A 14016-nucleotide genomic window follows, 5' to 3' on the forward strand; every position below is an offset into this window, starting at 1 on the left:
CCTTGTCGCTTACTACTTTTTAAAGACACTTACAAAGATAGTTTATGCATCTGTATCAATTTGGGCACGCTGCAACCTACCGCTGTAGTCTACATAAACTGCTTTCCATTCTGTGAAAACATCCAGCGCCTGTACGCCAGAATCGCGATGTCCATTTCCTGTACCCTTTGTTCCTCCAAAAGGTAAATGAATTTCTGCACCTGTTGTTCCAGCATTAACATAAACAATACCTGTATCCAAATCGCGTTGTGCTTGAAAAACACGATTCACATCCTGTGTAAAAATCGAGCTGGATAAACCATATTTTACTTTATTATTTGCCGCAATCGCTTCTTCAAAATCCTTTACCTCAATTAACGAAACGACTGGACCAAAAATCTCTTCTTGAGCAATTCGCATATCGATGGTAACATCGGTAAACAAAGTTGGCGCAAAATAAAAACCTTTCTCATAATTATCTATTGTGACCTGTTTGCCACCAGCAACTAACTTCGCTCCTTCATTTTTTCCGATTTCCATATATTTTAAAATTTTATCTAATCCTGCTTGATTAATAATCGGGCCGACTTTATTCTTTGAATCAAGCCCATCTCCTATTGTTAAATCCTTCATCGCCTCTAATAAACGCTGTTCCAATACATCCCGGACGTCCTTATGGACAATGACGCGGCTGCAGGCTGTACAGCGTTGTCCGCTTGTTCCGAACGCACTCCAAAGAATCCCTTCTACTGCTAAATCAATATCAGCGTCCTCCATCACAATTACAGCATTCTTTCCACCCATTTCAAGGGAAACCTTTTTTAATTGTTTCCCACATTCCATCGCTACTTTCCTGCCAGTTTCATTGGAGCCGGTAAAAGAGATCACACGAATTGCTTCATGATCAATCATTGCCTGCCCGATGGTGGCGCCTGAGCCATAGACAACCTGGAGAACTCCTTTTGGTAAACCTGCTTCCTTAAAAATCTTTGCTAATTCATTAGCCATAAGCGGTGTTTCTGATGAAGGCTTCCAAATAACGGCATTCCCGGCAACAATAGCAGGAAATGACTTCCATGTAGCAATAGCAATGGGAAAATTCCATGGAGTAATTATTCCAACAACGCCAACAGGACACCTTTGACTCATCGCAAATTTATCTTTTAATTCAGATGGTGTCGTCTGTCCAAATAATCTCCTCCCCTCCCCCGCCATATAAAAAGCCATATCAATTCCTTCTTGAACTTCTCCCCGTGCTTCTTCGATGACTTTGCCATTTTCTAATGTTAATAACTGAGATAATCTTTCTTTACGTTCTTTCATGATATTCCCGACTTTATACAATAATTCCGCACGTTGAGGTGCGGGTACAGACGCCCACTCTTTCTGAGCGAGAAAAGCAGATTCTGCAGCTTGGTGAATCGCTGTAGTATCGGAATTAGGAACATTTACAAGCACTTCCCCATTGGCCGGGTTATAAACCTTTTCCTTATTTGTTACCTCTATCCATTCCCCATTAATAAAGTTTTTTAGGTTTTCTTCTTCATTTGTAAGCGTTATCATTTTAATTCCTCCTTATACTTGAAATAAAACGAAACTTCATTCAGTGGGAGTTTTTCGACGCACAGGATGTGCTAGTGCAGACGTTGCGACAGGACGTCGCGAACTTAGTCTGCTTCCTTAATTCTCCCACTGAATTAGCCTGAGTGATTCAGGGAGTTAGCGCCCGTTATCTCCCGCCTAAATAAATTTATTTTCAGACGGGAGTTTTACGGGCGGTTCTCCGTGATAAAGTGAAACTTCCTTAAACATTTCATTTCAATCCTAATTTTTCAATTATTTCTAATTCTAGTATAATGGAAACATAAATAGGTTTCCAACTATTTTTAAAGAAAATATCTTTCATTCATTTTCAGAAAATGGAAACCTTTATTACTTAAAAAGAATGGGAAGCCACTGAATGTCCTGACATTTTGTGATATACTGGACATTGATTTTTTATTAGGAAGGATTTTACGAATATGGAAAAGAAAACGGAACAATGGGCGACAAAACTAGGGTTTATCTTATCCTCTGCCGGTGCTGCAGTTGGTCTGGGCGCTATTTGGAAATTCCCTTATATGACCGGAATGAATGGCGGCGGGGCATTTTTCTTTATTTTTGTTTTATTTACCCTACTAATTGGACTGCCGCTGCTGATTGCTGAATTTGTTATCGGGCGGGGAGCTCAGAAGGAGGCCGTCACCGCCTATCAAAAACTGGCACCGAAAAAGAGCATTTTTTCTTTCATCGGACATTGGGGTGTTGTTGGAGCTTTTATTTTAATGTCCTTTTATAGTGTTGTCGGCGGCTGGGTATTGATTTACAGCCTCATGTCTATTCCTGGCATGGTAATAAAAAACGGCGCAGATTATGGAGCTTTATTTGATACGATTACCGGCAGTCCACTTCTTACCGTTGCTGGTCTTGCTGCCTTTGTATTATTAAATTCCTTTGTTATCTCAAACGGAATTCAAAATGGGATCGAAAAATATAGTAAAATTTTAATGCCTTTACTATTTATCTTTTTCCTTATCATCGTGGTACGTTCCTTAACCTTTGAAGGTGCTATGGAAGGAGTACGATTCTTCTTGCAGCCGGACTTCTCACAGTTAAATAGGGAAAATATTTTATATGCATTAGGGCAGGCATTTTTCTCGCTTGCTGTCGGTATATCCGTCATGGTTACCTATAGTTCTTATCTCGCTAAGAATGTCAGTTTAACCACCTCAGCGGCTTCTGTTTCTATTATGAATATTTTCGTATCTTTGCTTGCCGGATTAGCGATTTTTCCAATTGTATTCGCATTTGGACTGGAACCGACAGAAGGACCAGGACTATTATTTGTTGTTCTTCCTGAAGCATTTTCACAAATGCCATTTGGTGAATTGTTCCTGAGCCTGTTTCTGTTTTTATTCTTGTTTGCGATTTTAACTTCTTCCTTCAGTATGCTGGAGATTATTACTTCTTCCATAAATGAAAAAGTAAAAGCATCCCGAAAACAAATTGCCTGGGTTGCCGGACTTGCTGTGTTTATCTTCGGGATACCGGCTGCTTTATCATCCAATGTTCTTGCTGACTTTCATATTTTTGGAAAGACTGCATTTGACGCAAGTGATTTCTTAGTCAGCAACATTATGCTTCCTGTCGGCTGTTTGTTTATCGCTTTATTTGTCGGATTTAAAATGAATCGTACATTAGTTGAACAAGAATTTCATGCGGGGAACCACTTTAGTAAAGGTTTATTTCAAGTCTGGTATCAAATATTACGATGGGTTGCTACAGTTACCATCGTGATTGTTTTCCTTTACTCGCTCGGTGTTCTATTATAATATTAATAAAAAATCTCTCTGCTTTTGGTGGAGAGATTTTTTGTAGTGCATGGTAAAAATGTTCAGCAATGATTTCTTTTTGTACATGAAAGTTATTCCTGATGTTAACTATCCATGCTGTTTTGATTCAAACTGCTAAACCAACCATTTGTAATAACAGAATAATCGTATCATCAAGCGATGGAGATACTATTTTGTCCACCCCAACAGGATGTTATTTCTTTCATTCGCTGTAGAATCCCAGCACAGCGGAGGCCAACCACGCAGACAAGTGGTTTGCAGGCTAAACCGTGACTCCTGGGACTGCGATTACTCGCCCCATCGAAAACATTTGTACGTCGGAAAGCGGAGTGGTTGGCCGGAGCGGGAGCTATGCACAATCACCAATTCCCAAACGGCCGGATATCTAACTAAATAGCAAGATATATATGTTTATTCTTAGATGCGAAAATTGACTTAATAGTATTTCAAATTTAAACCCTGGAGTTGCCAGTTTTTAAATAGGGCAATAACGGGAACTATTATATTAATGAACCTGTTTTATTTCAATCAGTCATTTGGAAAGGAGCCATTCTATTATGGTAAATAAAATTGTTATTGTCGGAGGTGTCGGCGGTGGAGCTACCGTTGCTGCACAAATACGGAGGAATGATCCTGATTCAGAAATTCATATTATTGAACGCTATGGTTATATTTCCTTTGCCAATTGCGGAATGCCCTATTATTTAGGCGGAGAGATTACAGATCGAAAGCGGGTGATTTATTCCGAAAATGACTTTGCAGAAAAATACAATATTTCTATTGAAACGTATGCAGAAGTTACTCATATTGAACGGGAAAAGAAAACCGTTTTCTTTGAAAAAAATAATAAACCTTATGAAATAGACTATGATACATTAATTCTTTCCCCAGGGGCACGCGCTATTAAGCCAGACTTAATTGGTATATCTTCCAATACGTTTACGCTGCGGACCATCGAGGATATGGATCAGATCGAAACATTTATTTCAGATGAACATCCAAAAACAGCTGCCATTATCGGTGGCGGATTTATTGGGTTGGAAATGCTTGAGAATCTGCATAAAAGAGGCATTCATTGCTCGCTAGTTGACCATTCAGCGCATGTGATGAAACGATTAGATCCAGATATGGCGAGCCATGTAGACGCACATATAAAAGAAAAAGGGGTAGATCTTTATTTAAACGATAAATTAGAAACCTATTCTAATAATGGTACTACCCTGCACCTTCAAAGCGGTAAAACGATTCAGGCAGATATGACACTTATGGCTATTGGTATTACTCCAAATATTGAGCTGGCAGAAAATGCCGGTCTGGAATTAGGGGAAACTGGAGCCATTAAAGTGAATGAAGTGATGCAGACAAACGATCCTGCTATATATGCGTTGGGAGATGCTGTGGAGGAAGTTGATTTTATCACCAAAAAAACCGCGCACGTAGCATTAGCCTGGCCAGCACATCGACAGGCATTTGTAATTGCCTCCCATTTAAATGGAGAGAAAATTCAGCGTGACGGTATTTTAGGTTCTTCTATTTTCCGACTATTTGATTTAACCGTTGCAATTACAGGGCAAAATAGCAGCGCTTTAGATGAACTAAATATTCCATTTGAAGCAGTAATGTCGAGCGGTTACTCTCATGCTGGATACTATCCTGGATCAGAAAAGCTTTGGATGAAAATTGTATTTGATCCGAATTCCGGACGATTATTAGGTGGAAGTGTTATTGGTGCAAAAGGCGCAGATAAGCGAATGGCAGTGTTAGCAACAGCAATTAAAGGAAAACTGACGGTTGATGACTTAACAGACTTAGAACTTGGCTATAATCCTATTTATTCAGGATCGAAGGATGCTGTCAATATTCTGGGGTATAAAGCAAGGGAACAATGGAAAAAAATAAATGAATGAGAAAAGAGCCGGCTTTAAATTAACATAAGCCGGCTCTTTTTTCATAAAACGAAACTTCATTCAGTGGGAGTTTTTCGACGCACAACTCTTTACGATGGGACGAGTAACCGCAAAAGCTCTTCGGTGGGGCGAGTAATCGCAGTCCCAGTCCCAGGACGTCGCAAACTTAGTCTGCTTCCTTCATTCTCCCACTGAATTAGCCTTAGTGATTCAGGGAGGTAGCGCCCGTTATCTCCCGCCTAAATAAATTTATTTTCGCTCTTTATTTTGAGGCCGGAGTTTTACAAGCGGTTCTCCGTGATAAAAATATAATTTTCACCTTTATAAACCTTTTTAAAAGATAGCTGCGTTAAGATTTAACCGCCAAAAACGAAGGACTGACACGTAAATATCCTAAGATAAAAAGGAAGCTCCACCTGCTCTGTTTGAGGCAGGAGTCAATTACAACGTTTTTCGACGCAAAAAATTTTCAGCAGAGCAAGTAAGTACCCCCAGGATGGAGCATTCTTAATCTGTAAGGGTACTTCTTACTTAGGCTTTAATGATCTTCAAATTGATACACTAACTCATATCTTGTTTCGTCTAATAATTCAGCTACATGCACTCGGACTCCATGGCCAAATACAATCTCATCATCCGTCATAGCCACAATCATCGCACGGGTATTGTTATGAATATCCAAATAAATATCACCAACAGCTGGTTGCAATGCATCATCATTTTCTGCTAAATAAGAAATCGATTCATCTTGAAGTTGTTTCTCTTCAGGTACAAGAGACTTGTCAAAATAAGCAATTTCTTGGCTTGCTTCTGATTTCCCTGGTACCATTACCACATATTCACTATGTTTTACACCATTATCGCGTGTTGTAATTACATTTCCATCTTCTACTCGTTCTACCTTCTCAATTTCATTCAATGAATAATGATCTAAGAAATCTGGAGTAGGTTTCACAATTAAAATATAATCACCAGCTTTTGGTTTTGCATATTGGTCGATCGTATATCGTTTACCGTAAAAAATAAATGTATCATTATGTTTCGGGCGATAAAAATTAATTTCTCTTGCTGTTGTTAATACTTGCTTCATATCTTTTAATCGATACATATGAACAGATTTTTTAAACATTGGCTTCACAGAATATACCTTATGCAATTCATTTTCGTAAAATACAAACTGTCCTTTTCTTACTTGAAAAAGCTTCATTTAATAACCTCCTTGATTCATCAATCCCAAAATAAGGTACGCTCTTCTTCTCTATATTCCCTTATACTCGTAAAAATGAAACATATAAAAGCTTTCTTTCCCATTTTGAAGAGATAAGACTTTTTTAATTGAGGAGCAGGGACTAATACTGTTATGCGCCTGGCGCAAAAAGAAGCTTTATCTAGTCACAAGTGCAGTGAGCGCCTTCACACTAGACTTTCTTGAACCTATCTGGTGATTTTCCAACGTAAGTATAACACGCCAAACCTTCGAACGCTACCCAGTTTTTTTGTATAACTTCAAAATTATATTGCAGCAGTTTATTTTCCAGATTCAAAGCTTTCTTTTAACAATGATAATTCTTCCCAGCGCTCCATCTTTTCTTCTAATTTATCTTCTACTTCTTGCTGTTCTGTAAATAAAGGCTGAACCTTACCAATATCACTTCCTGCTTCTGCAATTTCCTGTTCAATCTCTACTAGCCTTGTTTCAAGCTGTGTAATTTCATCCTCTATTGTTTCCCATTCACGCTGTTCCATGTAAGATAATTTCTTTTTCGTTTTAACGGAAGCCTCCCGTTTCGACTCTTTTGCAGTTGCTGTTTTTGCTTGTTTTGGAATCGTATTGTTTTCTAGAAATTCGCTATAGTTTCCATAATAAATAGAAACCTCCCCTTCTCCTTTAAATACAAAAAGTTTATCAACAATTCGATCTAAGAAATAACGATCATGCGAAACTGTAACAAAGACGCCAGGAAATGAATCCAGATATTCTTCTAAAACAGATAACGTCTGTGTATCTAAATCGTTCGTCGGTTCATCTAAAAACAAAACATTCGGCTCGTGCATCAATACTTTGAGTAAATAAAGGCGACGTTTCTCACCGCCGGATAAGGTTCGGATATAAGACCATTGCTGCGATCTCGGAAATAAAAACTGCTCCAGCAGCTGCTCTGCCGTTATCACTTGTCCATCTGCAGTATGCATGATTTCTGCTACTTCTTTGATATACTCAATAATACGTAAATTTCCATCCAGATCCTCATCATCCTGTGTATAATAGCCTACTTGAACAGTTTCTCCTAATTTCACATTTCCTTTATCAGGAAAAATACGTTCAGCCATTATATTAAGCAGCGTTGTTTTCCCTGTACCATTAGGTCCAATAATCCCGATTCGATCACCTGGAATAATTTGATAAGAGAAATCATGAATAAGGGTTTGCTGATCAAAGGATTTTGAGATTTCTTCCAGCTCAATAACATCATTTCCTAACCGTTTTGATCCAGCTTGAATAGCAAGATTTTCTTTTTTCGTATCAAATTTCTTTTCCTTCATTTCTTCTACGCGTTCCACCCGGGCTCTCTGCTTCGTCGACCTCGCTTTTGCTCCACGTTTCAGCCAGGCAAGCTCACGTTTTAATGCATTACGATGCTTTTGTTCATCACTTATTTCCTGTGCTTCCCGTTCTGCTTTTTTCTCTAAAAACAGTTCATAATTTCCTTCATAAACATAGAGGTTTCCTTTCTCCAGTTCAAAAATACGGTTGGTTACCCGATTCAGGAAATATCTATCATGGGTTACTAAAAGAATCGAACCGCGATAGTTTTGCAAATATTTTTCCAGCCATTCTATCGTTTCATGATCCAGATGGTTGGTAGGCTCATCTAAAATAAGCAGATCAGCAGGCTGTATCAGCGCTTTAGCAATAGCGACCCTTTTCCGTTGACCTCCAGATAATTCATGAACCTTTTTATCAAATGCAGTTATCCCAAGCTTTGTTAAGATTGTTTTTGCATTGGCGTTCGCTTCCCAAGCCTCTGCCTGATCCATCCTTTGCTGCAGTTGGAATAACTGCTGCTGAAAAGACTCTTTTTCCGGATCTTTTTCCAGATTGAGTAATGCTTGTTCATAGGCACGCATTAATTTCATTTGCTCTGACTCACCATAGTAAATCTGCTCAATCACTGTTAAATCTTCATAAAGATCCATTTCCTGAGCAATGAACTCAATCTGATAGTCCTTTGCGTGTTTTAATTCTCCTTGATCCGGCTCATCTATTCCTGCAATGACTTTTAAAAAGCTCGATTTCCCGGTTCCATTTACGCCAATTAAGCCAATTCGTTCAAAATCACCAATGGCAACATTTATATTTGTAAATAGATTTTTATCTCCATAAGATTTGCTGAGATTTTCAATACGTAACATAACGCATCACTTCCTTATAAAAATATGGATTATGATTTATTTGTACCTTTCTTTTCCTTAATCCATGTCTTAATCATTAAAACGATAAGTAATAATAGCCATGAAGTAACTAAGTAGAAGATAAGCTGACTTGCTTGATTCATATCTTGAAAAAAAGTAAGTAAACCCAGCCACACAATTAAAATAACCACAAACTGACCAAGCAGTAATTTCATTATAACGCCTCCTCCAGTTTAATTTATCTATGTATTTTGATTTAATGCTATAAAACAAAACTTCATCCAGCGGGATTTTTATGACCGATTCTCCATGATAAAAAAACACCTAACGTATATTTTATCGCATACGCAGGCATTTTTCTATCTAAATTCATTATATTTACTTAAAGAAGCCGTTCATTTAGTCACGTCCGTATAAAAAACAAGCATGCCCCCTTATCGGCAAAGGTTTTCATGCTTGTTTTTTTAGATTCTTTATAAATTATTCATCCTCCATCTGCTCAAATTGCTTCACCATCTGCTTATAGCTTAATGCGCCAAATGATTTAAATTGAATAATTCCTTCTGCATCAACCATATACGTCATTGGAATGGGCTGAATGCGATATAAATTACTGACTTCACCTTCCTTATCTAATAACACAGGGAAAGTCAGGTCAAGTTCCTGAATAAATTGCTCCACATCCGCTGTATTTATCTCTCCATCCGTTAAATTTACAGACAGAATTACCGGATCATGCTCCTGATAAAATCGTTCCATATCCGGCATCTCTTGCTTGCAAGGCGGACACCAGGTCGCCCAGAAATTTATCATGACACGCTCCCCTTTAAAGTCGGACAACTGCACCGTTTCCCCATCGAGTGTCTCCAACATAAAATCCGGGGCCTTATCACCAATCTCTACACCTTCTTGCACATCTTCTGCATAAACAGAATGTATCGTCAGAAAAAATAGAAGCAAACTACTTATAAAAATGTTGATTTTATTTCTCCCCATATAATCACCTCTGTATTAATTTCTCCGATACCGCCAATCCCATACAATGGATATACAATTTGTTATAATTTAAATAAAATTGAAAGGTTTTGAAGTGTATGACATTACCAAAAGGAATAAAAAATTGTATTACCGATGTCCCTGACGTTCATGTAGGTCATGTGACGTTATATAAGCATGTCAATGAAAAAGATACAATTTGTACTGGAGTTACAGCTATTTTGCCTCATTCCGAAAATCTATTCAGAAAGAAGGTCGTCGCAGGAAACGCCGTCATTAATGGCTTTGGGAAAACAACAGGATTAATGCAAATAGATGAGCTGGGTGTTTTAGAATCTCCCATTATGCTGACAAATACACTAAGTGTGGGAGCTGTTATGCAGGGAACCTTAGCGTATATGCTTAATGAAACAGCGGAAATCGGTGATACAGCGGGAACGATTAATTTAGTCGTCGGAGAATGCAATGATGGTTATTTAAATAGTATACGTCTGCAAGCAGTAAAGCCGGAGCACGCTATAACCGCCATTCAAAATGCAGCCACCGAAAGCAGCCTTGAGGGAGCGGTTGGCGCTGGTACCGGGATGCAATGTCTTGGCTACAAAGGCGGCGTCGGGACTTCTTCCAGACTCATCTCTGCTGAAAACAAAAAATATACGCTTGGGGCACTCGTTGTAAGTAACTTTGGCACACGGGAGCAGGCACTATTTACTGCCAATACGATAGAAAATCCGGATACACCTGACGGGTCGATTATGATGGTCCTAGCTACAGATGCTCCTTTTTCGGATCGTCAGCTTAAAAGGCTTGCAAAACGCTGTGCGGTTGGGCTTGGGAGAACAGGCAGCACAATAGATAATGGTAGCGGCGATATTGCTATCGCTTTCTCTACAGCTGCAAAAATCAATCATCATTCCAATCAAGTAATCGAATCAATGACAATGATCCGGGACGATCATCCGATAATGAATCAATTTTTCCAAGCTGTTGCTGAAGTGATTGAAGAAGCCATTTACCGTTCTTTGCAGCAGGCAGAAACAACCGTGGGGCGTGGAGGGAGAAAATTGGAGAAAGCTCCGATTTAACGATATTTCTATCAGCTTTTTGCTTTCCAATATAGTAAAAGCCATTAACCTCAAATGGATAATGGCTTTTACATTATTTCGATTTATGATAAAAAGACTTGGGAACATCTGAACGGAAAAACATCAGTTTATTAGTGCTTGGATGATAAAGTGCCAATGCTTTTGCATGTAAGCCTAATCGGCCAATCATCCGCCGATGACCACCGCCGTATTTTTTATCACCTACAACTGGATGGCCCAGTTCTTGCATATGGACACGAATCTGATTCTTTCTTCCGGTCTCCAGCTCCAGTTCTACTAGTGAAAATTGTTGATTTGATTGAATAACCCGGTAACGCGTCGCTGCACGCTGCCCATCATTTTTAACACGGCTGGAATACATTTTATGTGTAGGGCTTTCTTTTAACCACGAAACAATATACCCCTTTTCTTTTTGAACCCTACCTTCTACTAAAGCAACATAGGTTCTTTCTTTCACAATGTTTTTCCAATTGTTCTGAAGTTTACGTTTCACTTCTTCGCTTTTTGCAAAAACCATCACACCAGAGGTTTCTTTATCCAAGCGGTGAACAACAAAGATCCGGCCCATAGGATTATCTTGTTTCACATAATCCATTAACTGATGAAATACTGTTTGCCGTCTTTCTTCTTTTGTTGCAATAGAAAGGAGTCCTGCTTCCTTATCAATAACAATAATATCTTCATCCTCATAAACAATGGACATGCCAATAAAGACTTCTTGTTTGACAGCCTCTTTATTTTTTAATATTTTAACAATTTGTCCCTTTTCCAGCATGTAATTATGCTGTGTTTGGATACGATCGTTTACAGAGACCTGTCCTCTAGTCAAAATTGATTTCACAGAATTACGGCTGCGATTCGCTAAAACTTCTCTTAAAAAAGAAATTAGCTCCTGAGCTTCCGTAACCTCATAAGTCAGAAAGGGAGCAGTTTTTTTCGATCGGGGACGTTTTTTGTTTTTCATTTAAAATCTCCTTTATTCTTTACACGTATGGAATTTCATTTTCTTCAAACAATTATCAGCAGATTTAACCTTATGGATCGAATTCAATCTTCATCCTTCACATCGATATCTTCCGGGATCGGCTCGTCTAAGTATGCTTGAATGACCTTCCTATACTTCTCAACCTGTTCAAAATATGTTGTAAATTGTTCTTTATTAATTAAATATTTTTCCCCATCATAAACGGCACGAATCTTACCTTGTAATACATAAGCTCGTACAACCGTTTCGTCTATAGATAAATATGCCGCTGTTTCTTCTATTGTTAGATACATTTATATATATTGTTTTTGAAGGACGTCATGATACGCTTCTGTTTTCTGCATTTGTTTTTTCGCAAACGGACATAAAGGGATAATATACTTGTCATTTTCTCTAGCATATTGAACAGCCTGCTCCAGCAACTGTTGAGCAATCCCCTGGCCTCGGAGTTCTTTTGCCACATACGTATGATCTATAACTAAACGATTCGATCCTGATTGTACAAAAGTAATTTCTGCTTCTGGATCTCGGATATCCTCCCCAACATAAAATTTTGTTTCTCCTTTATGAATTGTAGCCATTTTAGCCCTCCTAAAATCTCAACATTTCTTTCATTATACTCTTTCAAGTTTCACGTCTCAAGGTATTATTTTTGTAAGCGTTTTAAATATTGTGTGTTTTCTTAAAAGGAATTACTAGACGAAACGAAATGCTTCTTTTTATAATGGACCCTGAGGTGATTTTATGAATCCAATTATCCGACAATTATTACCATCAGATAAAAATTTAATGGAGAACATGTATACAGGTATAGAAGATGATTATATTATACGCATTTTTGATAAATTATGTACTGGAAATCATGTACTTTTTGGGCTTTTTATAGATAATCAATTGGTCAGTACAGCTGGCTATTCTCTTTTTTCATCGCACTATGCGATGCTCGGCAGATTGAGAAGCGACCTCCGTTACCAAGGAAATGGCTATTCCAAGCAGCTCACAGAATATATTCGTGACCAGGCTTTTCAAGCAGAAGATTTAGACTGGGTAGGCGCAAATACACAAAAACATAACATTCCGGCTCAAAATGTATTGAGCAGCATCCGCTTAGAAAAACAGGCCATACTTTATGGGTGCGCAGCGAAAATGCTTGATGGATTATCCGACATAGAGAATGTTTGGCCGGAAATTACCCACCTGGAAGAAAAACAGGAATTATTGGATACATACCACGTGAAAGTAAATACGATCTTTCCAATCGAATGCTACTATCCTTTCCCGAGCTCACCGAGGCTTTTTCAAGAAGAACAGATAAATAGCTGGCGTTTTTTCCAAGAAGATGGTCTGCCTCCTTTAATTACAAAGAAGGATATAAAAAAAGAGACCTATCTTCACGCCATTTATCCACATAAGGACTTATTCCAGCGTCCAGGTCTATGGAAGACCATTGCCAAAGCTCAAAACGAATTGCAAATAGCATGCCCGGATGAAGAAGTCCACGTATGGATTGATATCCCTGCTTCTTTAATCGATCAGCTGCCTGCCGATCATCCATTTGAATTAGATTCACCGTGGTTCTTGTATGGAATGGATAGAGCAGAATGGGAAAAGCTATCATAAATCTACCCCTTTAAAAAACGCGGCAGTGTTTGACATACATTGCCGCGTTTTCCTTGTTCAAGCTTTAATATTCATTAAACCTGCTCTCTACATATCCGGGAATAGACCAAATATTGTCCTCTTTTTCCCTCGCCTCTTCCTGCGCTTCCTCCAGCTCTTCTAAATACTTTGTATTAGGCTCATACACAAAAGCAACTCTTGCATAGCCCTCTTCTACTAATAGCTGATTAACATTTTCATCGTCTACCCAGATATAAGCAAGCATTCGATCATAATCATCTCTTTCCGGACTGCCTCTTTCTAATTCGACCGTCTCTCCTTCAGGCATCAGCTCTTTAGCAAAATCACTTGCTTCTTCTCCAAATGGCTGCACTTCTGAATCAGGCTTCACACTTTCTGGTGTATCAATTAAAAGTAAGCGAACGCGCTCTCTTGATCCATCTTCTAAATGAACAATAACCGTATCGCCGTCCACCACCCGTTCAACGGTAACCAATTCTCTATCTTCTGCAGGCTCTCCACCTTCTAAAAATTCAAGCAGCCCGCATCCTGTTAAAAGAAACAGAAATGCAAGCAAAATAAATATCTTTTTCATCACTTACATCCTTACCCTTATC

Annotated in this window: 13 protein-coding genes; 4 read left to right on the forward strand and 9 right to left on the reverse strand. The window is 38.6% G+C overall.

Annotated features, from left to right (window positions below; all coding sequences use genetic code 11):
* Positions 1-42 precede the first annotated feature (42 nt).
* Entirely contained in the window at positions 43-1542 is a 1500-nt protein-coding gene (locus tag BN986_RS22945) for an aldehyde dehydrogenase family protein (protein WP_040984631.1), read from the reverse strand.
* Positions 1543-2000: 458 nt separating this feature from the next.
* On the opposite strand from BN986_RS22945, the gene BN986_RS22950 reads away from it, so the two are divergent.
* Positions 2001-3350 (forward strand): sodium-dependent transporter, encoded by a 1350-nt coding sequence (locus BN986_RS22950; protein ID WP_040984632.1) that lies wholly within the window; start codon positions 2001-2003, stop codon positions 3348-3350.
* Between the two features lie 578 nt (positions 3351-3928).
* Complete coding sequence (locus BN986_RS22955; RefSeq protein ID WP_040984635.1) at positions 3929-5278, forward strand: CoA-disulfide reductase; 1350 nt, start codon at positions 3929-3931, stop codon at positions 5276-5278.
* A 538-nt stretch (positions 5279-5816) separates the two neighbouring features.
* Here the strand turns inward: BN986_RS22955 and BN986_RS22960 are convergent.
* From BN986_RS22960 to BN986_RS22975, 4 genes are all read right to left on the reverse strand, one after another.
* Complete coding sequence (locus BN986_RS22960; RefSeq protein WP_040984637.1) at positions 5817-6485, reverse strand: hypothetical protein; 669 nt, start codon at positions 6483-6485, stop codon at positions 5817-5819.
* 320 nt (positions 6486-6805) lie between these two features.
* Complete coding sequence (locus BN986_RS22965) at positions 6806-8692, reverse strand: ABC-F family ATP-binding cassette domain-containing protein (protein WP_040984639.1); 1887 nt, start codon at positions 8690-8692, stop codon at positions 6806-6808.
* Positions 8693-8721: 29 nt separating this feature from the next.
* Positions 8722-8907: a hypothetical protein gene (locus BN986_RS22970; protein WP_040984642.1), complete on the reverse strand. Its 186-nt coding sequence runs from the start codon at positions 8905-8907 to the stop codon at positions 8722-8724.
* A gap of 265 nt (positions 8908-9172) precedes the next feature.
* Entirely contained in the window at positions 9173-9688 is a 516-nt protein-coding gene (locus BN986_RS22975) for a redoxin domain-containing protein (protein ID WP_040984644.1), read from the reverse strand.
* 98 nt (positions 9689-9786) lie between these two features.
* Here BN986_RS22975 and BN986_RS22980 point away from each other — a divergent pair, with 98 nt between their 5' ends.
* On the forward strand, positions 9787-10773 hold the full coding sequence (locus BN986_RS22980; RefSeq protein ID WP_040984646.1) for a P1 family peptidase: 987 nt from the start codon (positions 9787-9789) through the stop codon (positions 10771-10773).
* Between the two features lie 73 nt (positions 10774-10846).
* Here BN986_RS22980 and BN986_RS22985 read toward each other — a convergent pair whose 3' ends face one another.
* From BN986_RS22985 to BN986_RS22995, 3 genes are all read right to left on the reverse strand, one after another.
* A complete protein-coding gene (locus BN986_RS22985) occupies positions 10847-11758 on the reverse strand; it encodes an RluA family pseudouridine synthase (protein WP_040984648.1) in 912 nt (303 codons plus the stop codon).
* Positions 11759-11841: 83 nt separating this feature from the next.
* A complete protein-coding gene (locus BN986_RS22990) occupies positions 11842-12072 on the reverse strand; it encodes a helix-turn-helix domain-containing protein (protein ID WP_040984650.1) in 231 nt (76 codons plus the stop codon).
* A complete protein-coding gene (locus BN986_RS22995; RefSeq protein WP_040984652.1) occupies positions 12073-12360 on the reverse strand; it encodes a GNAT family N-acetyltransferase in 288 nt (95 codons plus the stop codon).
* A 163-nt stretch (positions 12361-12523) separates the two neighbouring features.
* On the opposite strand from BN986_RS22995, the gene BN986_RS23000 reads away from it, so the two are divergent.
* Positions 12524-13399, forward strand: coding sequence for a GNAT family N-acetyltransferase (locus BN986_RS23000; protein ID WP_040984654.1), 876 nt, complete (start codon positions 12524-12526; stop codon positions 13397-13399).
* A gap of 64 nt (positions 13400-13463) precedes the next feature.
* On the opposite strand, the gene BN986_RS23005 is transcribed toward BN986_RS23000, so the two are convergent.
* Positions 13464-13994 (reverse strand): thermonuclease family protein, encoded by a 531-nt coding sequence (locus BN986_RS23005; RefSeq protein ID WP_052401110.1) that lies wholly within the window; start codon positions 13992-13994, stop codon positions 13464-13466.
* Positions 13995-14016 lie beyond the last annotated feature (22 nt).

The sequence above is a fragment of the Oceanobacillus jeddahensis genome, assembly GCF_000750635.1.
Classification (GTDB): domain Bacteria; phylum Bacillota; class Bacilli; order Bacillales; family Amphibacillaceae; genus Oceanobacillus; species Oceanobacillus jeddahense.

What these genes read in the sequence shown, in the direction of transcription:
- BN986_RS22945 (WP_040984631.1), bottom strand. Translation starts at nt 1,542, where the DNA reads ATGATAACGCTTACAAATGAAGAAGAAAACCTAAAAAACTTTATTAAT.
- BN986_RS22950 (WP_040984632.1), top strand. Translation starts at nt 2,001, where the DNA reads ATGGAAAAGAAAACGGAACAATGGGCGACAAAACTAGGGTTTATCTTA.
- BN986_RS22955 (WP_040984635.1), top strand. Translation starts at nt 3,929, where the DNA reads ATGGTAAATAAAATTGTTATTGTCGGAGGTGTCGGCGGTGGAGCTACC.
- BN986_RS22960 (WP_040984637.1), bottom strand. Translation starts at nt 6,485, where the DNA reads ATGAAGCTTTTTCAAGTAAGAAAAGGACAGTTTGTATTTTACGAAAAT.
- BN986_RS22965 (WP_040984639.1), bottom strand. Translation starts at nt 8,692, where the DNA reads ATGTTACGTATTGAAAATCTCAGCAAATCTTATGGAGATAAAAATCTA.
- BN986_RS22970 (WP_040984642.1), bottom strand. Translation starts at nt 8,907, where the DNA reads ATGAAATTACTGCTTGGTCAGTTTGTGGTTATTTTAATTGTGTGGCTG.
- BN986_RS22975 (WP_040984644.1), bottom strand. Translation starts at nt 9,688, where the DNA reads ATGGGGAGAAATAAAATCAACATTTTTATAAGTAGTTTGCTTCTATTT.
- BN986_RS22980 (WP_040984646.1), top strand. Translation starts at nt 9,787, where the DNA reads ATGACATTACCAAAAGGAATAAAAAATTGTATTACCGATGTCCCTGAC.
- BN986_RS22985 (WP_040984648.1), bottom strand. Translation starts at nt 11,758, where the DNA reads ATGAAAAACAAAAAACGTCCCCGATCGAAAAAAACTGCTCCCTTTCTG.
- BN986_RS22990 (WP_040984650.1), bottom strand. Translation starts at nt 12,072, where the DNA reads ATGTATCTAACAATAGAAGAAACAGCGGCATATTTATCTATAGACGAA.
- BN986_RS22995 (WP_040984652.1), bottom strand. Translation starts at nt 12,360, where the DNA reads ATGGCTACAATTCATAAAGGAGAAACAAAATTTTATGTTGGGGAGGAT.
- BN986_RS23000 (WP_040984654.1), top strand. Translation starts at nt 12,524, where the DNA reads ATGAATCCAATTATCCGACAATTATTACCATCAGATAAAAATTTAATG.
- BN986_RS23005 (WP_052401110.1), bottom strand. Translation starts at nt 13,994, where the DNA reads ATGAAAAAGATATTTATTTTGCTTGCATTTCTGTTTCTTTTAACAGGA.